Here is a 21,934-nt window from a genome sequence, read left to right as displayed (position 1 = left end):
CTGGCTATGGTCGTGCTGATAAAATACAGAGTCAGGAGATGGTCAGAGTCCTACTCAGGCTTCGAGATATTCCAAAACCGGACGACTGCGCTGATGCATTAGCTGCCGCACTGACATACAGTTCACTCGCATCTGGCATGTTGACTTCGAAGAGTTAAGGAATACAATAACCTCAGCAAATAATACACATGTGAGGTGTATATGGCTGAATCTTCTCTATCCAAGCTTGCTATTGTCTATGATGTTCGTCGACCAGTTCCTTTGGGATTGGTTGATGATGGGATTGCGCGCATAGAAGCTGCACAACAAAGTCGCTCTACGGTTGGTCGCTTAACTCGTCTTGGCATGCTCCACTGCGAGCTTGGCCAGGCTGGCGAAGGGTCTGTACTAATGCAAGAGGCGATGGGGCAAGCACGAGCCGCCGATCGGTCACGACACCCAGTCCAATATAATGCTGCACTACGTCGTCACGCTCAGGCTTGGATGGCACTTGGCTATCCGGAAATGGCTTGGAGAGCCCTCGGGATGATTGTCATCGATGAGGATACACAAGTAGGTCGGGGGCATACCCACTTCCTTGGGACAGAGATTGCCGAGATGGCCAGCCCATTGAGAAACGTCAGCGTCGAACTTGGCATGCGAACTGTTGCAGCCACATGTTGGGCAGGAGGAGATAGTGTACCTAGCCTGCTAGCTGGTATCAACCAGCACAAGCTTCAAAGCCGGAGGCTCACCCCAGTCCGTTCGCAACCAGCCTAGATTGACATACTACCCACTAAGGCTACAATAGTGTCAATAGACAATCGGTAAATTTGGGAGGTATATGACGGTTCATCCCCCAACCGAACTTGGTGAGGCGAACGTATGGGACTACGATTTAGACCCTGACCTCCGAGCCGAACTCGTAAGGAGTCGGGCTCGGTTACTCGGTGACCGAGCAAGACACTATTCTATCGCAGGGTTTACTCACCTTGGCCTTCTCAATGTTCACCTTGGCGAGGAGGAAGATGGTAACGCGCTTCTGCTGGAAGCTTTAGATGCGGCTAGAAACACTGGCCAGCTGCCGGGCTACAACGATGTCGTACGTGTTGACGCTGCTGGGTGGGTCCAACGCGGCATAGCTCCGCTTGCATGGCAGTCGTTGTATAGAGTTGTAGTAGCTGTCGATGAAGGGCCCCAACAGCGCATGCACACATTCCTCTTAGCCGCCGAGGCAGCCCGATTGGGTGGTGACCTAGACTGCGAGGTCGCGCATCGCGTTGCGGCAGTGAAGCTGCTGGGTGAGGTGCCAGACGGTGATCGAGCACCATACTCGCGGTTGATTGCGGCAAGTACCAGTCACCTTGCAAGGTTAGAACCTCAGTTAGCCGCAACACTTGGAGACCGCGGGAAATAGATTGACCCGGGTATCAGCTCGGTAGGTATGTCATAATATAGCTATGATTGCACACGTATCAGGGGAGGTCGTCGAAAAGACGAGCGACGCCGTCATCATCGACGTCGGAGGGATTGGTTATGAGATCCAGGTTGCCACAGGCGATTTTGAGTTGGCCCAGCTTGGCAAAGAGATCAAGCTTCATACATACGACTACCTACGGGAGAATAGTCATGATCTCTTCGGTTTCTCCTCATTGGCAGCTAAACGCCTTTTCGAGCTATTGATCAGCGTCTCAGGCGTCGGACCGAGAATGGCCCTAGCGGTTCTCAGTCTTGGTGACGTTGAGATGTTGCGAAGTGCCCTGGCAACAGCCGACAGTCCTTACGTCCAACGGGCTAGTGGGGTAGGCAAACGGCTGGCCGAAAGGATTACGGTAGACCTCAAAGACAAGGTTGGCGTACCGACGGCATCTGTCTCATCCCACTCCGGTCAACAGGATGATGCGCTCGAAGCTCTGCTGGCTCTCGGCTATAGCCTTCAACAGGCAAATGAAGCCCTTAAGGATGTTGATCCGAGTCTTGGCGTGCAGGCTAAAGTCAAACACGCTTTGCAGAAAGGTATTGGCTAATGTCAGTTGATCGGATCCTCGATACCACACTTGAGGACGATGAAAGTGAGCTTGAACCCCAGCTCAGACCTCAAGACTTTGATAACTACATCGGTCAGGAACGTCTCAAAACCACGCTTCGTCTAGCCATTGCGGCCGCCAAGAAGCGTAGCGAGCCAATTGATCACGTTCTGCTTCACGGTCCACCGGGACTCGGCAAGACGACGATGGCCACAGTCATCGCGAATGAAATGGGCACAACTATTCGGATTACCTCGGGCCCGGCCGTTGAGCGAGCAGGTGACCTGGCTAGTCTACTAACCAACCTTCAGGATGGGGATGTTCTCTTTATTGATGAGATCCATCGCCTCAACCGAACGGTCGAAGAGGTCCTCTATTCGGCCATGGAAGATTTCAAGCTGGATATCATGCTTGGCAAGGGGCCGACAGCTCGTAGCCTGCGTCTCGACCTGCCTCGCTTTACCGTCATAGGCGCCACAACACGAACCGGCAATCTGGCCGCGCCTCTGCGTGATCGCTTCGGTATTATTCATCGTCTTGAATTCTATACTCCCGGCGAGATCACAAGGATCATCCAGCGGACCTCTAAGATCCTAAACGTTAAAATCGACCCAGCAGCCGCTAAACTGCTTGCCCAGCGATCGCGTCTGACACCACGCATTGCCAATAGACTGCTCAAACGCGTAAGGGACTACGCCGATGTCAATGGTGATGGAATTATCGATATGAATGTCTCTAACAAAGCATTGGCTCTTCTTGAGATCGACGAGCTGGGACTCGATAGTTCCGATAGGATGTTGCTCGAGGCTATCATAGACCACTATGCAGGTGGACCCGTCGGTGTAGAGACGTTGGCGGCCCTGATCGCCGAGGAACGAGCTACCATAGAAGACTTCTATGAACCGTACCTCATGCAGATTGGGCTTCTTGAACGAACACCACGCGGTCGAAAGGTGACTCCGCAGACATATAGTCACCTTGGCAAGAAGACCAAGAGAGATCCCACCCAAGAACGCCTCTTATGAGGTCGTGGTTGCTAGGCTCGTCTCAGAAGTGGGAACGAGTCGTATTGGACTGGGCCAAGCGTTAACTGCTTCCCCGTCATCTGCGAGCGGACAAAGTCACCGATTTCTTGTGTCGCTGCTTGAGGATCTGGGTGGCTGACAGGGATGAGGGCGAAGGGCATGAGAGGGCTTCTGAACGGGCGGTGGACGACTCTGCCGAGCGCTCGGCATGTAAGCTCGTATTGTTCGGACAGCAGTCCATCGAGTTCTGGCATATCCAAAGCCAGCCCACCTATTCGCCATCCAATGAGTTTACCTCTTCGGTCGGTGCCCCAGCTCTTCTCCGCTTTGTAATCACCGACTTCTCCGACCCTAACTTCAAGATCGGATGTTAGCCCTGGGTCGGCTGCAAGCTCCAGTAGCGCATCGCGTGCCGGCCTTTCAATTACACCTGCTTGGCGCTGAAGATGTGACTCTGGCTGACGTTTTGTATGAACGATAACTGCCTCTGCTAATCTAACACCCCTCTGTAAATCTGAGTGACCACCCGAGAAGCTATCAACGCCCGGGAAACGTTCGCCTATGGCCGCTCTGAGTTCATCAAGGCTTGCCCCACGTACAACCCGGGCCATCTGGAAACCCACGTCAAGAACCGGCCTGAACCCAATGTCTCGGTCGCTATTTATACTCTCAGCAGTCAACTTTCGCATAGAGCGCTATTATATCATGTCTTGGATTGTATATCCAATACATGTCACCGTAAGCGTTAAATGGTATCAGTGACTAACGTTTGTCTGGCTGAACGGTGCGCCTTTCTCGAGGCCCGCTGTCAGTCGGTAGGCTGAGCAACCGGTTGTAACGCATCCCGTCGGGACATATGCTAAGCTGCCGAGTTTGTTGTTGATGATATAACCGTTCGGATCTTTGAGAACTTCTGGGTCGAGACCAGGCAAATCTTTGGCGACGAGAGTGGCAGGGTAGCTCTTGTGAGTGGGATAGTAGACATACTCGAGATAGTAGTAGATGGCGTTGATATCGCGTTTGCGTTCGGCATCCCGGCTATTTGCGGCGGCGCTATTATTCTGGACGAGAAAGAGACTACCGACAAAGAAGGCTAGAACGATAACCGTGATCAGTTCGATGGCCGTAAAGCCGGACTCGCGTCGGTACATGCTGTGTGCTTCTCCCATTGCTTGATATCGATTATAATGTAGATATAGAAGAAAGTTGAGGGAATATATGGCAGAGTCGACGAAAAAGGCGTCTAAGGACGGGGTGGCCGACAGCAAAAAATCTGATGATTCAAAGCTCAAAGCGCTCGGCTTAGCCGTTGAGCAGATCGAAAAGCAGTTTGGAGCCGGCTCGATCATGAAGCTCGGCGAGGGCCACAAGGCCAACGTCGAACTGATACCTTCAGGTGCTCTGTCGCTCGATATTGCTCTTGGTGGTGGCTACCCGAAAGGGCGAGTCATTGAAATCTATGGGCCAGAAAGCTCAGGTAAAACGACCTTGTCACTCCACGCTATTGCTGAGGTTCAGCGACATGGCGGTACAGCTGCTTTTATAGATGCCGAGCACGCTCTTGATCCTGCTTACGCCAAGCGGCTTGGTGTTGACACGGCCAACCTCCTCATTTCCCAACCGGATAATGGGGAGCAAGCACTTGATATCGTAGAAACGCTAGTTCGCAGTAATGCTGTCGACCTGATCGTTATCGACTCGGTCGCGGCCTTAGTGCCACAGGCAGAGATTGAAGGCGAGATGGGCGATGCCCATGTCGGTCTACAGGCCCGTCTGATGAGCCAGGCACTTCGCAAGCTGACAGGCATCATTGCCAAGTCAAAGGCTACGGTTATCTTCCTAAACCAGATTCGCATGAAGATCGGTGTCATGTTCGGCAACCCCGAGACGACTACTGGTGGTAACGCGCTTAAATTCTACTCCTCTATACGACTCGACATCCGCCGCATTGGCCAGATCAAAGTGGGGGAAGAGGTGATAGGTAACCGGACCAAGGTGAAGGTGGTCAAGAATAAGGTCGCCCCCCCGTTCAGGAACGCCGAGTTCGATATCATGTACAACGAGGGTATCTCGGCCTCTGGCGATGTACTTGATCTTGCCGTCCAATACGGAGTCGTCGGCAAATCCGGTGCCTGGTTTGATTACAAGGATCAGAAGATCGGCCAAGGTCGGGAAGCTACCAAGGAGTATCTTAAAGATCATCCTGACGTCATGAAAGAGATTGAGGCTAAAGTCCGCAAGGCGGCTGAGGACGCGGAAGAGTAGGCTCGCCTATCCAATGAAGATCACAGGTATTCGGGCACAGGAAAAGAATAAAGAACGAGTGGCCATCTATGTGGACGGCAAATACTCTTTCTCGCTATCCCAAGACCAGTTGTTGAGAGAACGTCTGGCAGCAGGCACGGAACTTGATGATCAAAGACTGACGGAACTGAAGGAGAAGAGCCAGTTCGGCAAACTACTAGCCCATGTCCTTAAGTTTGTCTTGATGCGTCCGCATTCTGTCCGTGAGATCGAACAGTATCTCTACCGGAAGAAAGCAGACCTAGAGGTCTATCAGCGTCTGGTCGACTACCTCGATGAGCACGGCTATCTGAATGACGAGAAGTTCGCTCAGGCTTGGGTAGCTTCTCGAATGCAGACCAAGGCTGTCAGTAAGCGGAGAATCCTGTCAGAACTACGTCAAAAAGGGGTTGCTGACGATGTTGCTCAGGCCGCCGTTGACGAAGAGGGCTATGATGAGATGGAAGCCTTGAAAGAAGTTATCGATAAGAAGCGAAAGCTTACGCGCTACAAGAGCGACGACAAAAAGTTCGTTGCCTTCCTTCTTCGGCAGGGCTTTGGCTATGATCTGGTGCAGCGAGTTCTGGGTGAGGAGAGCGATGACCAATCGTTCTATTCGACAACGCTTCCTGACACCGATGAGCTCAGTCTCAGTGACTAACATGAGCGAACGACGAACACTCGGGCATATTATCCGTGATCGCGATCACGCCGCCAGCGAAGCTATGCAACTGAGGATAGCCTCTAGTATTGCGTTCGGTGTCGGTGTCGTCTGTGTTGCTCTGGGAGAGTGTTTGGCTTTCCGTTACGGTTTGTTGCCTCGTTCGCACTTGCCGGGCTCGCAATTATCGCTGCCAGTTATGCTAGGGGGGTGTACCTTGCTATGTGGTAGCGTGATGGGTTTTGTATCTGGGGATAACAGATCATCCTTAGCGGCATCGTATAGTAGTGAACTTACAATGGAGCTCTGGCGCCGAGACGAACTTGGCCCGTATTCACTTGACAGAGGGTGGGTCTAGGATCTATATTCAACTATATGGTTGAATATGTGTTAAGCCTAGATTCTGTCTTTACCTCACTCGCTGACCCAACCCGTCGGGATATCTTAAAGCGGGTTTCATTGCGCGAGCTATCCGTCAGCGAGATTGCTCGTCCCTACGATCTGACATTTGCGGCTATCTCCAAGCACCTTAAGGTGCTTGAGCAGGCCCAATTAATCGTCAAAAGGAAGAGGGGAAAAGAACGAATGGTTCAGTTAGCTCCCGGGGCTCTAAATGACGCAACCGAGTATTTGGAGTGGTACGGACGATTACTCAAAGAACAGTATCGATCACTAGATAACTATATAAGTAAGGAGAGTTAGTTATGTCAAAAACAGAGTTCACCGTCGATAAGGACAAACTAGAGGTGCGGATCAGTAAGGTATTCAAGGCTACGCCGGAACGCTTGTGGCAGGCCCACACCGATCCCCAGCAGATCGTCAAATGGTGGAATGACACGAACGTAGAGACGTTCGAGCTTAAGGTGGGTGGTAGGTGGCGGTTTGTCAGCGAGGGCTGGGATGGCAAAGAGCAGGCTTTCAGAGGAGAATTTAAGGAGATCGATGAGCCTAATAAGCTTTCACGAACCTTCGAATACGAGCCAAAAGCCGGGCATATAATGCTTGAGACGGTCACGTTTGAAGCGCTACCCGATGGTACGACTCGCCAAACGACTATCTCCAAATTCGACAATCTTGACGACCTGAACGGGATGGTCAGTTACGGTATGGAGAAGGGCGCTTCTGAGGGTCTCGAGAGGCTCGCGAAGTTAGTTGAACAGTAACGAGAATCACAGCCACTCTGGGCATAATCTGTTGACAGGCACCCCCTCTGTACTATACTTATGATAAGGCTTTAGCTTTAAAACAAACAGCTATCGAAAAAAGAGGTGGACGAGCAACCGCAGCTTGGGAGTGGGGCTCCTAGAGGACCAACTCCAGGGACAAAACTAGCGACAGATGTCACAAAGGCACCAAGTGTCTCTGGTTCTGTCACACCTATCTTTGCCAGGTCTGGTCTAAGTCCGTCTGACTCCCCCGATCCCCCCATAGCACTTGAAACACCAGTCGATCCACTACCGCCTCCGGCAGAGGAGGATTCGCCGTCTATTCACGAGTCGGCTATCCCCCATCCACTGCGGAATCAACTTCTTGTGAGGATGATTGGGTTCGGGCTACTAGCCGTTGCCATCTTAATCGTTGGCACGTTGCTTCTCATCAAGGCCACCAACCACTATGTTGTACAGAACAATAGCCTGAGTGCAGTTAATCTCCCACTGAATCATCTTCCGAATGCCGCCGCTGCGTCGAGTAGCAGCAGCAATCAATCAGTTTCGGTAAACGGCACATTACGGGTGAGTAACACCGTTGTGGTTGAACCTGGCTCTAAGCCGTCGAAACCGACAGCCGGTCAAATTTACTATAACGAAGCATCGAATGTCCTCGAATACTACAACGGAGTCGGTTTTGAGGTTCTCCAAGGATCAGGCCAGGGAAGTGGCAGTGGCGCCACTTCGGTTCCAGCGACTATTGTTGTCCAAAACATTACCAACGGAAGCGGGGGGAATGTCTCGGCTGTCGGGGCAACTACGGGAAACTTGCCCCTCTTCAATGGCAGTACGATTATTGGCAACTCGCTGATTACTCAAAGTGGTAATAATCTCAGTACGGGGACAGGTGTCGAGTCTGTGACGATCGGTTCGACGAGTGGCAGTAGCGCCACGACCATTCAGGGTGGGACTGGGAATGTAGCTGTTTTAACTGGGTCTGTGGCTGGCACGAGCGGTACCGTTACCATCCAAAGCGGCGATTCGCAAGGGGGATCTGCCGGTAACGTCGTAGTTGATACCGGAGGCAATATCGTCAACGGTGTAGTCGTCGATGATAAGACCTTCGAGGATGGGCTCGATAACATGGTTGACGGCTTTGGCTTTGCTGATACTCTCACCCAGTCAACGGCAGAGGCGCATAGTGGAGCAAAAAGCCTCTCGGTGACTGTCGGAAACGGAGGGGCAGGATTTGAAATAGGCGAAGGCGCGCAGAGCCCGCCATTCACAACCCCCGGCACCTCAGGACATCGCTACCTCTTTAGTGCGTGGGTTCGGGCAGGGACTACATCTTCGAACATTCAAGCCTTCGTCGACTTCTCAAACGACGGTTATGCCGGAGGAGGGACGATCGCGAACGAACAGTGGGGTTCTGGCACGGATAGCTCGAGCGGTTGGACTAACATAACTGGCACTCTGACTGCACCTCCGGGCACAGTCGCCCTCGGTCTCCAATTTACAGGGACCGCTTCAGCGACTGGCGTCGTTCATTACTTTGATGACATCACAGTCACTGATCTCAGCTCATCGACATCGACTGCTGCACTTAGTTTGGGGGCGACCAATGCCCAGCAGATCACCATTGGAAACGTGAACGAAACAGGTCCAACTACAATCGACGGGGGTAGTGGGATCTCAATAAATGCTAACCTTGGCACCCTGACAGAGTCTGGAGGCCCTGTCAGTATAACTGGCGGCGGTAATGTCAGTATCGGTGCTAATGGCACTGGGGCTTTCAATGCAAATGGTGGGCTGACTCTCGGTTCTGGGAACGGCGCACTCTCAATCTTAAGTGCAGGGGAGACGGGTACCTCCGGAGCCATATCGATCGAGAGCGGATCGTCGTCAGCGGGGACGGCCGGCAATGTGACCTTCGATACTGGCAGCAGTGTCGTCAGCGGAACAGTCGTTAATGATAAAACCTTCGAACCTGGCTTCTCGGACTCCTGCGGTACGACCTATGACATGGAGGCGTGGTTCAACACGTCTGTCGCCAACTCAAACGCCCAGGCACACAGTGGTGCCCAGAGCCTGGCAATAACGCAGCAGGCCAGCAGCACGACAGGAGTTATCCAAAATGATAACTGTGCCGGTGTCCCTGTGGTACCTGGCCATCACTACTCATTTACGGCCTGGTGGAAGGCCAATACGACTCCCGACCTTGTTAGCGGCACCGTCAACTGGGGCGGTTATGGTGGGGCAACCAGCTCATTCTCAACTGTCACAGACACCACAACAGGCTGGACAGAGATGTCCGGGACCGCTGTTGCACCGGCCGGTACTACTACTGCCTTCTATACGTTCAACGGCAGCAACATCGGAGCAGGTGATATCCAGTATCTAGACGATATTGTTATGACGGATCTTAGCTCCTCGTCTTCGACGGCCGTACTGAACCTCGGTAACACCAATGCCCAGGAAGTTAATCTTGGAAATAGCAATGAGATCCAGGCAACGTCCATATATGGAGGCAGTGGTATTCAGCTGTTGGCCGGTGTCGGTACGGTTAGCGTCTCTGGTGGAGCTTTCAGCATTACCGGCACGGCCACTTCAACGATCAGCCTCGGCCAGGCGGGTAGCGGAGCCGGTGCAAACCTGACTATCAACGCTGGTGAAGGGGCGGGGGGTAATAATAACGGAGGTAATCTGGTTCTTGAGGGAGGAGCTGCCACTGGAAGCGGCACTGGCGGCGGAGTCGTCGTCGAACCGTTAACCAATTCGACGACCGCCTTTACCATCGAAAACGCCTCTACCGTACCACTCTTTACGGCCGATACAACGAACTCCATTATTTCGGTCGTCGGCACATCATCGGCCTTTGCAACCCTGAATCTGTCTAATGCCCACTTCGAATCGACGCAAACAACTCCGCCGACGATCGGAATAGCTACATGTGTCGGTGCGCAGGCGGTTACAGCCGGTTCAACTGACTCTGCTGGATCTTTCACCACTGGCACACTAACCACTGGTGGCAACTGCGTTATCACTCTGACGTTTAACAAGCCATATGGGACAGCCCCGAAGAGCGTCATTATCGCACCGATGAATTCGTCAGCTGCCGATACCAGCGCAGCAGGTCCGCAGCCCTATGTCTCGTCGACTGGTACAGGTAACTTTGTTATCACCTTTAAGACCTCGGTTGGGACCGGGTCAGCCTACCAATACTACTATTGGGTTATAGAATAGCTTCCTCACGCGGCACGTTGTTCATAAAAGGGAGCAGCATCTGCTCCAGGAGCGACGAATGCAACACTTGCTACCGCAGTTGAAGCAAGTTCGATGAATGCTGCCTGTAAGGCGCCAGGTCGAAATGGGGGTTGTACCACTCGTTCTACGATTGGTTGCACGCCTCCTAAAGGAAGTACCCGCTCGTATGGGTATGGAAACGTTGGCGCATGGTTTACGCCATGTCGGCCGAGAACTGCCAGTTGGAGTGGATCACGTCCTCTTTGGACCTGTTCGTTTAGCTCTAGTAACTCTGGCATCGTAACCTCCTTTCAGAAAGGATGGCTCTATATCTATACTTATACCACTATAAGTAAAAATTGCAAGTGCCCAGCGGATGGCTAATCTTCTTGGTGGGAACGAATCATATTTGGCTGAGTGGTTTCGCCCCCGTGTTGTCGGAAGGGGTTCTGGAGGATGTGCTGCGGGCTCTCTTCACGGATCTCGGGTGACTGGACAACAATCTTACTGTCAGTCACTTCGACTATCTGTGTGCGGTCAATGCTGAGGCTACTACCCCACAGGTTTTTGAAGGCTGATTGACGCACGTTGAGCTTGACGATATAGAAGCTGGAGACATCGATGCTATAGCTCTCAATCTTTCCAAGGCGTCGCTTCTGGGTATCAATTACTAGTTTATCTAGCAGAACAAAGTTGTAGTCCATAACCTGTTGAGTTCGGACTAGGTCGTCGGGGGGCATAATAACCTCTTCGTCGTCAATAATGACACCCATATTGCCAATCTCACGGATATCAGTCGAATGCAGAATGGCTGGTTCTGGGATGTGTGTGTTACTACAGTAGAATGCGATAATCTTGAGCTGGCGAGGATCAATGATCGGGTCGTCAATAAAGCCAAGTGAGGCACCACTACGGAGGCTGTGGATCGGCAAGTGAGCGAGGCGGCTGTCGAGGACCTGCATCAGCTGCCTCCTGTGACTCGCACCACTTCTTCGATCGATGTCAGCCCGCAAAGCGCCTTAATAAGACCGTCGACCTTGAGCGGAATCACCCCGTCCCTGACAGCTTGCTCAACCATGAGTCGTTCGGTTGTACCGGCCATCAGCTGGCCTTGCAGTCTCTCTGTCATCGGTAGTACTTCAAAGAGTCCGATGCGTCCCTTGTAGCCTGTGTAGTGACACTCCGAACAGCCGTGTTCTGATGCCTCGTAGAGTCCCATCCTGGATTCGGTCTTGGTCTCCTCTAAGAAGTGCTGCAATGTGGCGAGTGTAACCCTCGCTGCATTCGTCAGTGCCTTAAGTGTCTCCCGGTCAGGGTGGACAGTCTGCTTGCAAGAGTCACAGAGTCGGCGGGCTAGGCGTTGGGAGACTACGCCTCGCAGCGTGTGAGCGAGCAGATGTGTCTCATCCGAGAGTGTTCGGAGGTGTTTCAGTGCAGAGGGGAGGCCAGTCTGGTGCATTGAACTAACAACCAGACGTCCTTTAAGGACTGCCTCTAACGAGGCTTCCATGCTTGGTATCGTTGAGAGTTCACTGACCAATAGAACATGAGCGTCTCCGTTGGTGGCTGCCTTGATGCCATCAACTAGTCGTAATCCTTGGATCGGCTTTGCAATAAACTGGCTAACTCCCTTTATGGGAGCTATTGGCTGCGATTCGATGCTAGTCACATGGGTAGTCGGATGGGCCAATATGGCTCCAATATTGCGAAGGGTGGTCGTTGTCCCGGCCTGGTGCGGCCCAGTCACAACCAAGAGACCATCGTGTACTGATACGAGCCTGTCGAGTTCTTTCTTGGTTGTCCCCCAAAGGCCCAAGGCCTCAAAGCCAACAATGCTAGTGCTGAGGTCGTGCAGCTGGAGCACTGTCTTCTCACCGTAGGCGACTGGCATAGTAGCGATCGAAATATTGAAGGTATGACCATCAACTTCAAAACGGAATGACCCCTCCTGCGGGCGTTGTCGTTCGTCAGGAGTAAGACGGGCAAGCTCTTTGAGATGATCAGTAAGAGCGCTCAGGGCACGGTGAGATATCTTGCCGTATTCTCGGAGGAGGCCGTCTACTCTGTGTCGAACCTGGGCCAAGTCTTCTAGTGGTTCGAGATGAACGGTCGTTGCCCCAGTTTGGGCGGCATCAGTTAACAAACGGTCACATGCCTCAGCGACCGGGTTGTTCTCTGTAACTGTTCCCCCGTTATCATCCATAGGAGATGTCGTTCCCTCAGTATCCACCTGTTTACAGGACTCATTATAACAAAAAGGTTATGCCATGGGGCGTGTTCTTTTGGTGTTTAGGACAATTTTCATATCTGTTTAACAGACAATATAGCAGTTTGCATCTTGCCTAAATCGTGATCTAAGCATTACCATAGGGTGTAGCAGCTAACATAAAGAAGGGGAATAGTAGAATGAACGACGACCAGAACACTCCGGCTCCAGGTGGCGACGACAACGGTTCGATGCCTCCAGCAGGTGGTGATAACGGTGGTGGTAACGACTGGAACGCACCAGCGCCTTCGAATCCACCGCAAGGCGATCAGGGTGGCCAGGGTGACGGTGGGTCATCAATGCCTCCAGCAGGTGGCGACGACAACGGTTCTACTCCTCCAGCAGGTGGTGATCAGCCAGGTGGCTCAGCTCCAGGCGGCGATCCATTCGCAGGTGGGGACGACCACGGCGACAACCCTCAGTAATCGTCGATACGTCTAAGTGCCTAAAACGGGCTGTCTCTCAAAAGAGATGGTCCGTTTCTTTTACTGTGATGGTTATCTCTTATGACTCCCTGAGTATTTAAGCTATAATACAAGCGTGAATTTTTCTCTATCGTCAAAGAGCCTCGACGAGACCATCGATATGGGCAAATTAGTAGGTACGGCACTGCAGGGTGGAGAACTGATCGAACTGGTCAGCGATGTTGGTGGTGGCAAGACAACATTTGTTAAAGGTTTAGCCAAAGGCCTCGGTGTCAAAGAGACCATCCAAAGCCCGACATTTACTATTAGCCGGGTTTATCGTTGTCGTAATGGCCTCGAGCTTCACCACTTCGACTTCTATCGCCTCGAAGATCCAGGTGTGTTGCTGGCAGAGCTACAAGAATCACTGGATGATCCTAAGGCCATTGTTGTGATCGAATGGGCCGGTATTGTAGAGCGGATCCTGCCTGGTGAACATATTCGAGTTGACTTTGTAACAACATCAGAGGACGGCCGTCGGCTAGAATTCTTCATTCCCAAGAGCTCTACGAAGCTGACTAAAGCCCTAGAAGCCCAACAGAAGAGCGCAGCATGATTCTTGCTATTAAAACTGACAAACCGGAAGCTACCCTCAGTCTTCTTGGTGAGAAAGGCGAGGTGTTAGCGACTGAAGAATGGCTGGCTCATCGCCAACTTTCCGATACGATCCTAACCAAGATAGACGAGTTGCTGGCTTCTGGCGATGTGAATCTACAGGATCTACGTGGTGTAGTGGTCTTCAAGGGTCCAGGTTCGTTCACTGGTCTTCGCCTCGGTGTGACCGTTGCTAATACGCTGGCCTACAGTTTACGGGTTCCTGTTGTTGGTGTAGAAGGTGCTGACTGGCAGGCTAACGGCTGTAAGTCACTGGCTGCAGGTAAGGACGACCGAATCGTCCTACCAGTCTATGGCGGCGGAGCCAATATAACATTACCCAGAAAGTAATCCTCTAATTGTTATCTAACCTGATACTAGCGCAAGCGGTATAGAATATTTACCGCTCGTCAGATATAGTCTTGCATATGCGTAGGAGCCAACGCGGTTTTGCAGCTGTACTGGCCATATTGCTAGTTGCCTTTCTAGTGGCCGTTGTAGGTTATATTGCGTACAGGAAGTATCATCACATCAACTCGGTTATCAGCAGAAATACCTCAACCAATACTGAGGCCCAATCGTTTAACCAGAATTCATACCAGGGTGACATAACCCAGAAACTGCATCTCCAAACTATTAAGCTGAGCGGCACTGGTCAGCAAGGTATAGCCGTTGATCCAAATACAGGCTACGTCTATGTCGGAGCCTACAGCGGGATAAATAATAGATGTATGGCCGGCAACCCAAATCAAGGACAGAGCCTGCTTAATATCGTCGACCCGACTCAGGCAAAGCAAGTTGCAGCAGTCCAAACTGATGAAGCGCCTATATGGCCTGCTGTGGATGACCAAAAAGGCGTCGTCTATCTTGCGACTTCATCGGGCTCGGTGGCGATACATAAGTTGGGTACTGGTGAAAAGCTTGGTTCCATCCACGTCGGCGGTTTGCCGCATATGCCTGCTTTACTCGGCAACTTAATGGTTGTTTCCAATACCTATGATCAATCCGAGACATACTATAGCGTGGTGGACTTGAATACCAACCAAGTGGTTGGCAACTATAAAGCCCCGGCCTTACCGCACCCTATCGCTATTGATGAACAGGACAAGTTGGCTTACATGATGGGGGTGCAGTCTGGTGGTGTCGAGACTATAAACATGGATACTGGGCAACCGGTGTCGAACTTCACTCTGCAAGGAGGAGTCGGGCAGATGACGCTCTCAACTAAACTGGGCAAGATAGTAACATCCGCTAATGCACCTGGTTCATCGATGACAGTTTTTGATCTGGCTACAAAGAAGAATCTCGGTACCATCGGCTTCAATGGCGCAAATACCCCAGGAACAAGTGTGGCTATTGATGATGCGACTGGGTTAGCATTTGTCGTTATCAGTGACCAGGACGCTATCGGCGTTGCGTCATTGAACACTCTTAAGCCTCTCGGTTATTTCAAAACCGGGGGTTGCCCTTATGCGGTGAGACTGGACAGCCAGCGTGGGAAGGGCTATGTCACCAATTCCGGAGATGGGACATTGACCGTCTTTGATCTCAAAGATCTGGAGTCGGCGTTACAATAAGTTGTTTGTAGTGCAGAATACAGCGCCAGCACGTCTCATTGACCTGTTTCTTTTTGATGCGTACAATAAAAGGTGGTTATATACCATTTTGTTCTTAGGTTAATTGATAAAACGTTTCTGGTACTGAGGTGTCTTAATCCCAACTTATCTGTGGGACCAGTATCTGGATAGAAAGGAAATGCCATATGTTAACCGCGTTGATCACAGCGATCGTCGGCTTGTTTGTGGGCGCCGGTGGAACGGTCGCCTATACACGTCGCACGCAAGGAGCAGCAGACAAAGAAACACAAAAACTCGTAGACAAGGCAAAACGTGAGGCTGCTGAGACGGTCCTAAAGGCGAAAGAAGAGGCAGCTAAGGCCGCCGAAGAGTCGCGTAAGGAAGAATCGTCCAGGCGTCGTGAGTTAAAGGAGATCGAGAATCGTCTTGTTACCCGTGAGGAGACGCTAGACAAAAAGCTCGATCAGCTCGATAAACGGACCGAGGGCCTGCGAAAGTCTGAGGGCGAAGTTGAGGATCTTAAGAATGAGATCCGGGATATCAGGAAGAATCAGCAGGAGAAGCTGGAAAAGATAGCCAAGCTGACCAAAGACGATGCCGCTCAAAAATTGATGGAGATGACCGAGCGAGATATTCGAAACGATCTCATCGGCTTAGTTGCCAAACTCCAGAATGAGGCCAAAGATGAGGCCGAGGAGCAGGCTGCTGTGATTATCACAAGCGCCATGGAACGAATGGCCAGTGAAGTCACAGCTGAACGAACCGTCACAGCAGTCAAGTTGACTGACGAAGAGATGAAGGGTCGGATCATCGGCAAAGAAGGCCGCAACATTCAGACCCTCCAGCGTGAGACGGGTGTCGATATTCTCGTCGACGAAACACCTGGAATGGTCATCCTAAGTTCATTTGACCCAATCAGACGAGAGGTTGCCCGACAGGCTCTGGAGATGCTGATGAAAGATGGGCGTATTCACCCAGGTCGCATTGAAGAAGTCGTCGAAAAGGCTCGTAACCAAGTCCAGAAAGATGTTCAGCACGCCGCTGAAGATGCAGCCCGTGAGGTTGGCCTCGTTGGTATTCCGAAGGAGATCATGCAGTACTTGGGCGAACTCAAGTTCCGCACCAGCTATGGTCAAAATGTTCTCAAGCATTCAACCGAAATGGCTCACTTGGCAGGTCTTATTGCAGAGGATATCGGGGCCAATGTTAAAACGACCAAGTATGCCGCCTTGATCCATGATCTCGGCAAGGCCCTCACCCACAAGATGGAGGGTAAGCACCACCATATTACTGGCGAAATTGCTCGTAAGTACGGCGTGCCTGAAGAAGTGGCTCATGCTGCTGAGGCTCACCATGATGATGTCGAAGCGACGACGACCGAGGCACTTGTTGTCCGAGTAGTTGACGCTATCAGCGCATCACGACCAGGTGCACGTAACATCAGCGCCGAGAATTTTGTTGAAAGAATGCGCGAGCTTGAAAACGTAGCCACCGGCTTCAAGGGAGTTGAGAAAGCCTATGCTATCAGTGCAGGTCGCGAAGTCCGCATCTTCGTCCAACCGAAGGCGATCGATGACCTAGCAAGCATCAAGCTGGCACGAGACGTAGCAGTCAAAATCGAGTCGACGATGCAATATCCGGGAACTATTAAAGTAAATGTCATCCGAGAGACTAGAGCGATCGAGTTCGCTAAATAAGTATGAAGGTCCTCTCATTTGATATCGAAAGCAACGGTCTGCATGGTCCAGCTTTCTCAGTCGGGGCTGTCCTGGTCGACTCCGATGGTCGAAAGGTTATCGACGACTTTGTTGCTCGCTGTCCAATCGTGGGCGATGTTGACGAATGGGTGAGCACGAACGTACTGCCTGTGACGACTAACATCAAAGAAGACTGTAAGGACGACCGGGAGTTACGTGATAAGTTCTGGACATGGTATACAAACGCCAAGGCACAGGCCGACATCGTTGTGGCTGCAAACCCATATCCGGTTGAAGCCCGATTCCTGATTGCCTGCCAGGACGATGATATCGAAAAGAGATACTGGGGCCACCCGTTCCCGCTGCTGGATCTTGGTACGATGCTTTATACGATCGGTCTAAAAAGCTCCGAACAACGGGGTGAATACATCAGTAAGGTCGTCAAAGACAGGAAAGCGCTCGTGCACAACCCGCGTTGGGATGCTGAAGCAGCGGCTTTGGCTGCTCTGCACGTTTTAAACGTTACCTAAGAAGCATTTACTGATCTGAGTCAATGAGCTATAATCACCTCTGATCACATCTCGGGGTGTGGCGCAGTTGGCTAGCGCGCCTGGTTTGGGACCAGGAGGTCGGAGGTTCGAGTCCTCTCACCCCGACCAATTCATCGTTGAAATTTTGTTCCGTTATCACCTAGTGCGCCAATAAGCTGAAAACAATTTCGAGCTTCATGTTTGCTTTTTGTTGCTATAATCTCACTAGGCCGTAAGCCGACTAGTGTGAGGGTTAGTCGCATGAGCCAGCTCAGAGAACTGTTTCATATCCGCCCAGCTGAACCTGCAGATGCAGCTGCTATTCGAACGGTCTACTCTGAATCATGGATAAAGACACATGCCGATCCTGAGAGGGGCCTCAGTGCGCCGGTCCTTCGCTACTATGTTGAAGGACCAAACTATCAAAAGGCTCGTCGGCGTATTAGCGAGATCCGCCGAAGAATTCAGGACCATCGAGATCATCCTGAGCGCGGCCAGGATTATGTGGCTATCCTCGATAACAGTATAGTTGGCTACACTTCTCCCCGAATTACCAAAGACGGGACCAGACGGGTTGGTGCGCTCTACGTACTGCCTGGATTGCAGGGTCTTGGCGTCGGACGCCGCCTCCTCGAAGCCAACTTAGCTTGGCACGGACCAGACTCGCGAGTCTGTCTGAATGTGGCTTCTAATAACCGTAGGGCGCGAACGTTTTATGAGCATCATGGCTTTGCGCCAACTGGTCGTATGAAACGGGCGAGAATCCATGGGGTAGCTCTACCACAACTCGAGATGGCTTGGCAGGGGATTGTTACTGCATAAGACTTAAATCATCTCGTGTACAATGTAAGTACATGGAAACTGAGAAAGCCAAGCATCACGCTAAAAAGCCTGCTAAAAAAGATCAGACCAAACGGATGGTGGCTGGAGTTGTAGTCTTGCTCATCGTGGCCGTGCTGACGGCTATCGTCGTCCATTGGTATCATAAGGACCATGCTCCTAAGCCTGTCTCCCAGGCTGACATCGCCAGAATCGATAGGTCAATCTACGACTGGAACCAGCATAATGGCAGCAATATAACCGAGTTGGTTGACGACTTTTCGGCGCTCAGTACCGATGCCAAAGGACAAAATGTTAGCAATGTTGGCACCGACTGCCAGCACATTAAATCTGATTCTGAAACAGCTCAATCGGCCGCTCCAATTCCTGACGATACTGTCAACGGGCCCTTCCAAGCCGGCCTCAAGCTCTATGTTCAGGGCAGCCAGCAGTGCATCACTGCAGTTAAAGATCTAAATGGCAACGAGCTTGCTCAAGCCGTGACGACCTTAAATCAAGGGAACGACGATTTTCTGTCGGCAACTTCAGCTGTCAGTGTCGCAATATCGCAAGTGTCGCCTGCCAAAACGGGCGCTGCTAAGTAGTCATTTCTTTTGACAGAAGAACAATTACGTCTTACGTTACATACGTGAGCGATGACAGAATGAAGACGCGGGTTCCTCATCACTTCCGCCTAGACGGTCGTGAAGTTTTTCCGGCTGCAGAGCTTGATTTTAGAAGAGGACGCCGCCGAGGCCTCTTAGTGCCGGGGCTTCTGGTAGGTTTCGTTACAAGATATAACTGGCAGGTAGAGGTGCAAGGGCATAGGGGCCCAAGGCTGAGTGGAAGATCACAGCAGATCTGGCTGAACGGAACATACACGGGGGAGAAGCAGGGAATTTCCGTGCCAGTTCATAGATATCGTCCACAAGGAGAGCGCAGAACGATACGGGCACCGGTCTTTGACATGACTGTCCAAGTCTTGGGGCGCTTAAGACAACCCATTGGCCAGATGGCTATAGTGCGCTTTCACGAAGGCCGCTCTCTCGTCAGTGGTGATATCGACCATGAAGCATTGCAAAGAGCGCTCGGAGTAAAAGCGGTCGGTAAACTTCGTCCGTATCTCGGACCGGTCTTCGAAAGTAGTCTGCACTATGTGCCACCAAGGCGAGTGGAGGAAGTTGGCTAGTCCCAGCTGCCTTGGACGACTACCTTGGTGCCTATCGGCGCGAAGTAGTAGACAATCTTAGCATCAGCGGCCGTCATATTGACGCAACCATGGCTCTCCGGACGGCCAAACTGTGACGGTCGTAGCCAGTAAGCTGTGTGCAGTGCTTCCTGGCCGTCAAAGTAACTGACCCAGGTAACGTTCGGAAGATTGTAGTAGTCACCGTCTGCGATGGACCCACCTGTCATTGTCTGGCTGAGGTCCTTATACCAGACGTGGAAGGTGCCGTCAGCGGTGGCAAACTGAGGGGGTACCCCAGAAGCGATAGTGTAGCTAGCTACTTGGGTGTTATTGACATACAGATTGGCAGTCTGGCTGGCGAGATCGACCAGTATCCAGCGATCATTCAGTGATGTGTTATAGGTGACAGTCTGGTACCCGGCTGTCTGAATAGAAACGTTCTGCGAGAAACCTTGGCCGCTATTTAGCGCTTTGGAAATATTGGCCGCTAGGGTTGGCATGTCCTGTAATTGCATACCGTCTTGGCCTTGTTGGACCACAACCTGCTGGCCGGTATCCGTTTCGTTGATGATGTTCTCCGGAGTTGGCGGGGTGGCTATCTGAGGGCCGACCTGTTGGGTCAGGAACTGAACGATTTTATTGGTGTCATATGATGCGCTAATCGTACCATTCAAGTGTGTCGTGAAGTCGATCCAGTTCGAGATATCCTGTGGAGTAACCGTGTAGATGACGCTACCGTTATAAAGAAACTGTAGTGGAGATTGGAGCTGATTGTTGAGCTGCTTCTGCAGAGTGGCCAGTGACCCGGCATGTATTTCTGGAGAAACGGGCAGGCTCGTTACCGTAAAGTTGGTTGGTTGCGGATGGTAGGAAAGATTTGGAAAGAGCAGGCCGAAGAGGTTGGCGTTTACTTGCCGGCCGGCCGTGTCGTTTTGAATATCGAACTGAGAGCTGTTGCTATCAAATGTGAGTTGGGCATTCTGAGGAGCGACGGCGCTACCCGGGAAAGCCTTGTTCATATAGGCAGTGAACGTAGCAGGATTGAATGAAGTAACAAGCGGTATATTGTCTGCCTTCCAAAGCATAGCCGCTTGCCAGACGCTACCAGTTCTTCTGGCGTTATAAGCATCAGTGACGGACTTAGCTGTATCAATCATGACACCGGCCTGGGCTGCTGTTGCTTCTGCTTTCTTCCCGCTAAAGACAAAGGTAAAACGCATATCAGCTTCACGCTGCAGCGCGAGAGCAGTAATCTGACTTTCGGTCTTGCCACTGACAGATACCCCTGCCAGCTGTACGTTGGGCAGGCCTTTATTGTGATAGTAACCGATAAAACCGGCTAGACAAGCAAAAAAGAAGAGGCAGACCGCCCCCGCAGTAGCGTAGTGGATGACTCGAATACGCGGCCTCTCAGATAGGGTCTTTAGCTCATCAAGCGACTTTTGCGGTCGATTTTTTGTTTCCGCCATAAGTTTCCACTTAACACATCACAGACGCTAAAATTATAGCATACCGCTTCTGTTTTTCTGTCTATTTGAGTCCGAAATACAGTAGCAGACTATAGACTGCTACGGCCATCAACCAACCACCAAGAACATCGCTCGCATAATGAACTCGGATATAAATACGCGAGATGCCGACACATATTGCCCCAACCATCAGAACGACGACTAGCGGAGCGATTGGGTAGAGTGTCGATATGACCATCGCGAAGAGGAGTGAGCTACCTGCATGCCCACTTGGATAGCTGAAGCTATTGATGCCGTTCTTCAGAACATTCGGGTCGTCAATCCTCGGTCGTCTGATGACCTGCTTGGCGCCTTCGATGCTAGCCATTCCGACGATCGTTCCCAGCAGGTACATATTCTGTGAATGAGGACCAAGCAGCCATAGGCAGATGAAGACGACTGCAGCGTAGAAGCCCAGAAAGAGTGGTCTCGTGAGCCAGCTTAAGACGGTCAAGGAAAGACCGATTGGGTCGGGGATCTTCTTGATGTACTCTTTGACCTTTTGGTCGAAGTGAACAACGTGTGCCGCTTTATAAGAACGACCAAGAATGGCCACTACTACAAGCAGTGCAATAGCGCAGATTAGATAAAGCATGTTACCCCATTCTATCTTAACCAGGGCGTATCTGCTACATCCGCTCACGCCACTTTGAGGTGGCTGGGATCTTTGACTTGTCGGCGCGGTCTATATACTTCGTGGCTATATTGCTTACCTCGTCCATAAGGCCTTGTGAGAGCGTAGTCGGATTCAGTCCGAGTTTCAGGAACTGGCTATTGTCGACGACGAGGTCGTTTTTGGTATCTTCTCTTCGTGGGTTGGGTAGATAGTCGATCTTAGATTTGGTCGCTTTAGCCACCAGGCTGGCCAGCTCTTTGACGTTGTGCACTGCCGTAACCTGGTTGAAGATCCGTGGTCGATCTCCC

Annotated in this window: 27 protein-coding genes and 1 tRNA gene; 20 read left to right on the top strand and 8 right to left on the bottom strand. The window is 51.6% G+C overall.

Annotated features, from left to right (window positions below):
- The 5 genes from VGS28_00440 to ruvB all read left to right on the top strand — a co-directional run.
- Window positions 1–158: crossover junction endodeoxyribonuclease RuvC (locus VGS28_00440; GenBank protein HEV2412260.1), on the top strand; the 158-nt coding region annotated here is incomplete at its 5' end.
- A gap of 43 nt (window positions 159–201) precedes the next feature.
- Window positions 202–759 (top strand): hypothetical protein, encoded by a 558-nt coding sequence (locus VGS28_00435; protein ID HEV2412259.1) that lies wholly within the window; start codon window positions 202–204, stop codon window positions 757–759.
- Between the two features lie 64 nt (window positions 760–823).
- Window positions 824–1,396: a hypothetical protein gene (locus VGS28_00430; GenBank protein ID HEV2412258.1), complete on the top strand. Its 573-nt coding sequence runs from the start codon at window positions 824–826 to the stop codon at window positions 1,394–1,396.
- Window positions 1,397–1,439: 43 nt separating this feature from the next.
- Window positions 1,440–2,006 carry a Holliday junction branch migration protein RuvA gene (ruvA, locus tag VGS28_00425; GenBank protein ID HEV2412257.1) on the top strand — a complete coding sequence of 189 codons (567 nt, stop codon included), beginning with the start codon at window positions 1,440–1,442 and terminating at the stop codon, window positions 2,004–2,006.
- Window positions 2,006–3,031 (top strand): Holliday junction branch migration DNA helicase RuvB, encoded by a 1,026-nt coding sequence (gene ruvB, locus VGS28_00420; protein HEV2412256.1) that lies wholly within the window; start codon window positions 2,006–2,008, stop codon window positions 3,029–3,031. The genes ruvA and ruvB overlap by 1 nt, the downstream gene beginning before the upstream one ends.
- Before the next feature lie 11 nt (window positions 3,032–3,042).
- Here the strand turns inward: ruvB and VGS28_00415 are convergent, their stop codons facing one another.
- The gene (locus VGS28_00415; protein HEV2412255.1) at window positions 3,043–3,720 is read right to left on the bottom strand and encodes a hypothetical protein; all 678 of its coding nucleotides are present in this window, start codon (window positions 3,718–3,720) and stop codon (window positions 3,043–3,045) included.
- Between the two features lie 66 nt (window positions 3,721–3,786).
- Window positions 3,787–4,200, bottom strand: coding sequence for a hypothetical protein (locus VGS28_00410; protein HEV2412254.1), 414 nt, complete (start codon window positions 4,198–4,200; stop codon window positions 3,787–3,789).
- Window positions 4,201–4,249: 49 nt separating this feature from the next.
- On the opposite strand from VGS28_00410, the gene recA reads away from it, so the two are divergent.
- The 5 genes from recA (at window position 4,250) to VGS28_00385 (ending at window position 10,366) form a co-directional block, all read left to right on the top strand.
- Window positions 4,250–5,296, top strand: a complete 1,047-nt coding sequence (gene recA, locus VGS28_00405) for a recombinase RecA (protein ID HEV2412253.1) — start codon at window positions 4,250–4,252, stop codon at window positions 5,294–5,296.
- A 13-nt stretch (window positions 5,297–5,309) separates the two neighbouring features.
- Window positions 5,310–5,975, top strand: coding sequence for a regulatory protein RecX (locus VGS28_00400; GenBank protein HEV2412252.1), 666 nt, complete (start codon window positions 5,310–5,312; stop codon window positions 5,973–5,975).
- A 387-nt stretch (window positions 5,976–6,362) separates the two neighbouring features.
- Window positions 6,363–6,677, top strand: a complete 315-nt coding sequence (locus tag VGS28_00395; GenBank protein HEV2412251.1) for a metalloregulator ArsR/SmtB family transcription factor — start codon at window positions 6,363–6,365, stop codon at window positions 6,675–6,677.
- A 2-nt stretch (window positions 6,678–6,679) separates the two neighbouring features.
- Window positions 6,680–7,138 carry an SRPBCC domain-containing protein gene (locus VGS28_00390; protein HEV2412250.1) on the top strand — a complete coding sequence of 153 codons (459 nt, stop codon included), beginning with the start codon at window positions 6,680–6,682 and terminating at the stop codon, window positions 7,136–7,138.
- 105 nt (window positions 7,139–7,243) lie between these two features.
- Entirely contained in the window at window positions 7,244–10,366 is a 3,123-nt protein-coding gene (locus tag VGS28_00385; protein HEV2412249.1) for a hypothetical protein, read from the top strand.
- Window positions 10,367–10,371: 5 nt separating this feature from the next.
- Here the strand turns inward: VGS28_00385 and VGS28_00380 are convergent, their stop codons facing one another.
- From VGS28_00380 to VGS28_00370, 3 genes are all read right to left on the bottom strand, one after another.
- Window positions 10,372–10,665: a hypothetical protein gene (locus VGS28_00380; protein ID HEV2412248.1), complete on the bottom strand. Its 294-nt coding sequence runs from the start codon at window positions 10,663–10,665 to the stop codon at window positions 10,372–10,374.
- Window positions 10,666–10,746: 81 nt separating this feature from the next.
- On the bottom strand, window positions 10,747–11,328 hold the full coding sequence (locus VGS28_00375; protein HEV2412247.1) for a hypothetical protein: 582 nt from the start codon (window positions 11,326–11,328) through the stop codon (window positions 10,747–10,749).
- Window positions 11,328–12,569, bottom strand: coding sequence for an ATPase, T2SS/T4P/T4SS family (locus VGS28_00370; protein HEV2412246.1), 1,242 nt, complete (start codon window positions 12,567–12,569; stop codon window positions 11,328–11,330). Before VGS28_00370 ends, VGS28_00375 begins: the two co-directional genes overlap by 1 nt.
- Before the next feature lie 203 nt (window positions 12,570–12,772).
- Between VGS28_00370 and VGS28_00365 the strand changes: the two genes are divergently transcribed.
- The 10 genes from VGS28_00365 (at window position 12,773) to VGS28_00320 (ending at window position 19,502) form a co-directional block, all read left to right on the top strand.
- Window positions 12,773–13,057 carry a hypothetical protein gene (locus tag VGS28_00365; GenBank protein ID HEV2412245.1) on the top strand — a complete coding sequence of 95 codons (285 nt, stop codon included), beginning with the start codon at window positions 12,773–12,775 and terminating at the stop codon, window positions 13,055–13,057.
- Between the two features lie 115 nt (window positions 13,058–13,172).
- Window positions 13,173–13,652, top strand: a complete 480-nt coding sequence (gene tsaE / locus VGS28_00360; GenBank protein HEV2412244.1) for a tRNA (adenosine(37)-N6)-threonylcarbamoyltransferase complex ATPase subunit type 1 TsaE — start codon at window positions 13,173–13,175, stop codon at window positions 13,650–13,652.
- On the top strand, window positions 13,649–14,041 hold the full coding sequence (gene tsaB / locus VGS28_00355; protein ID HEV2412243.1) for a tRNA (adenosine(37)-N6)-threonylcarbamoyltransferase complex dimerization subunit type 1 TsaB: 393 nt from the start codon (window positions 13,649–13,651) through the stop codon (window positions 14,039–14,041). The genes tsaE and tsaB overlap by 4 nt, the downstream gene beginning before the upstream one ends.
- A gap of 77 nt (window positions 14,042–14,118) precedes the next feature.
- The gene (locus VGS28_00350) at window positions 14,119–15,267 is read left to right on the top strand and encodes a hypothetical protein (protein ID HEV2412242.1); all 1,149 of its coding nucleotides are present in this window, start codon (window positions 14,119–14,121) and stop codon (window positions 15,265–15,267) included.
- Window positions 15,268–15,452: 185 nt separating this feature from the next.
- On the top strand, window positions 15,453–16,964 hold the full coding sequence (gene rny, locus VGS28_00345; GenBank protein ID HEV2412241.1) for a ribonuclease Y: 1,512 nt from the start codon (window positions 15,453–15,455) through the stop codon (window positions 16,962–16,964).
- Between the two features lie 2 nt (window positions 16,965–16,966).
- Window positions 16,967–17,494 carry a hypothetical protein gene (locus VGS28_00340; GenBank protein ID HEV2412240.1) on the top strand — a complete coding sequence of 176 codons (528 nt, stop codon included), beginning with the start codon at window positions 16,967–16,969 and terminating at the stop codon, window positions 17,492–17,494.
- Between the two features lie 52 nt (window positions 17,495–17,546).
- Window positions 17,547–17,623, top strand: a tRNA-Pro gene (locus VGS28_00335).
- A 132-nt stretch (window positions 17,624–17,755) separates the two neighbouring features.
- Window positions 17,756–18,316, top strand: coding sequence for a GNAT family N-acetyltransferase (locus VGS28_00330; GenBank protein ID HEV2412239.1), 561 nt, complete (start codon window positions 17,756–17,758; stop codon window positions 18,314–18,316).
- Window positions 18,317–18,348: 32 nt separating this feature from the next.
- A complete protein-coding gene (locus tag VGS28_00325) occupies window positions 18,349–18,918 on the top strand; it encodes a hypothetical protein (GenBank protein ID HEV2412238.1) in 570 nt (189 codons plus the stop codon).
- A 59-nt stretch (window positions 18,919–18,977) separates the two neighbouring features.
- Window positions 18,978–19,502, top strand: a complete 525-nt coding sequence (locus tag VGS28_00320; GenBank protein ID HEV2412237.1) for a hypothetical protein — start codon at window positions 18,978–18,980, stop codon at window positions 19,500–19,502.
- Here VGS28_00320 and VGS28_00315 read toward each other — a convergent pair.
- The 3 genes from VGS28_00315 to VGS28_00305 form a co-directional block, all read right to left on the bottom strand.
- Window positions 19,499–20,971 (bottom strand): L,D-transpeptidase, encoded by a 1,473-nt coding sequence (locus VGS28_00315; GenBank protein HEV2412236.1) that lies wholly within the window; start codon window positions 20,969–20,971, stop codon window positions 19,499–19,501. The genes VGS28_00320 and VGS28_00315 overlap by 4 nt on opposite strands.
- Window positions 20,972–21,032: 61 nt before the next feature.
- Window positions 21,033–21,605, bottom strand: coding sequence for a phosphatase PAP2 family protein (locus tag VGS28_00310; GenBank protein ID HEV2412235.1), 573 nt, complete (start codon window positions 21,603–21,605; stop codon window positions 21,033–21,035).
- A 34-nt stretch (window positions 21,606–21,639) separates the two neighbouring features.
- Window positions 21,640–21,934: hypothetical protein (locus tag VGS28_00305; protein HEV2412234.1), on the bottom strand; the 295-nt coding region annotated here is incomplete at its 5' end.

The sequence above is a fragment of the Candidatus Saccharimonadales bacterium genome (assembly GCA_035945435.1).
In the GTDB taxonomy this organism is placed as follows: domain Bacteria; phylum Patescibacteriota; class Saccharimonadia; order Saccharimonadales; family DASZAF01; genus DASZAF01.
The sequence above is the reverse complement of the archived record's forward strand: the minus strand, read 5'-3'. Positions and strand labels throughout refer to the sequence as shown.

Bases quoted from the DNA above. Each gene is read 5' to 3' on its own strand.
- VGS28_00435 (HEV2412259.1), top strand. From the start codon at position 202: ATGGCTGAATCTTCTCTATCCAAGCTTGCTATTGTCTATGATGTTCGT.
- VGS28_00430 (HEV2412258.1), top strand. From the start codon at position 824: ATGACGGTTCATCCCCCAACCGAACTTGGTGAGGCGAACGTATGGGAC.
- ruvA (HEV2412257.1), top strand. From the start codon at position 1,440: ATGATTGCACACGTATCAGGGGAGGTCGTCGAAAAGACGAGCGACGCC.
- ruvB (HEV2412256.1), top strand. From the start codon at position 2,006: ATGTCAGTTGATCGGATCCTCGATACCACACTTGAGGACGATGAAAGT.
- VGS28_00415 (HEV2412255.1), bottom strand. From the start codon at position 3,720: ATGCGAAAGTTGACTGCTGAGAGTATAAATAGCGACCGAGACATTGGG.
- VGS28_00410 (HEV2412254.1), bottom strand. From the start codon at position 4,200: ATGGGAGAAGCACACAGCATGTACCGACGCGAGTCCGGCTTTACGGCC.
- recA (HEV2412253.1), top strand. From the start codon at position 4,250: ATGGCAGAGTCGACGAAAAAGGCGTCTAAGGACGGGGTGGCCGACAGC.
- VGS28_00400 (HEV2412252.1), top strand. From the start codon at position 5,310: ATGAAGATCACAGGTATTCGGGCACAGGAAAAGAATAAAGAACGAGTG.
- VGS28_00390 (HEV2412250.1), top strand. From the start codon at position 6,680: ATGTCAAAAACAGAGTTCACCGTCGATAAGGACAAACTAGAGGTGCGG.
- VGS28_00380 (HEV2412248.1), bottom strand. From the start codon at position 10,665: ATGCCAGAGTTACTAGAGCTAAACGAACAGGTCCAAAGAGGACGTGAT.
- VGS28_00375 (HEV2412247.1), bottom strand. From the start codon at position 11,328: ATGCAGGTCCTCGACAGCCGCCTCGCTCACTTGCCGATCCACAGCCTC.
- VGS28_00370 (HEV2412246.1), bottom strand. From the start codon at position 12,569: ATGGATGATAACGGGGGAACAGTTACAGAGAACAACCCGGTCGCTGAG.
- VGS28_00365 (HEV2412245.1), top strand. From the start codon at position 12,773: ATGAACGACGACCAGAACACTCCGGCTCCAGGTGGCGACGACAACGGT.
- tsaB (HEV2412243.1), top strand. From the start codon at position 13,649: ATGATTCTTGCTATTAAAACTGACAAACCGGAAGCTACCCTCAGTCTT.
- VGS28_00350 (HEV2412242.1), top strand. From the start codon at position 14,119: ATGCGTAGGAGCCAACGCGGTTTTGCAGCTGTACTGGCCATATTGCTA.
- rny (HEV2412241.1), top strand. From the start codon at position 15,453: ATGTTAACCGCGTTGATCACAGCGATCGTCGGCTTGTTTGTGGGCGCC.
- VGS28_00340 (HEV2412240.1), top strand. From the start codon at position 16,967: ATGAAGGTCCTCTCATTTGATATCGAAAGCAACGGTCTGCATGGTCCA.
- VGS28_00330 (HEV2412239.1), top strand. From the start codon at position 17,756: ATGAGCCAGCTCAGAGAACTGTTTCATATCCGCCCAGCTGAACCTGCA.
- VGS28_00325 (HEV2412238.1), top strand. From the start codon at position 18,349: ATGGAAACTGAGAAAGCCAAGCATCACGCTAAAAAGCCTGCTAAAAAA.
- VGS28_00320 (HEV2412237.1), top strand. From the start codon at position 18,978: ATGAAGACGCGGGTTCCTCATCACTTCCGCCTAGACGGTCGTGAAGTT.
- VGS28_00315 (HEV2412236.1), bottom strand. From the start codon at position 20,971: ATGGCGGAAACAAAAAATCGACCGCAAAAGTCGCTTGATGAGCTAAAG.
- VGS28_00310 (HEV2412235.1), bottom strand. From the start codon at position 21,605: ATGCTTTATCTAATCTGCGCTATTGCACTGCTTGTAGTAGTGGCCATT.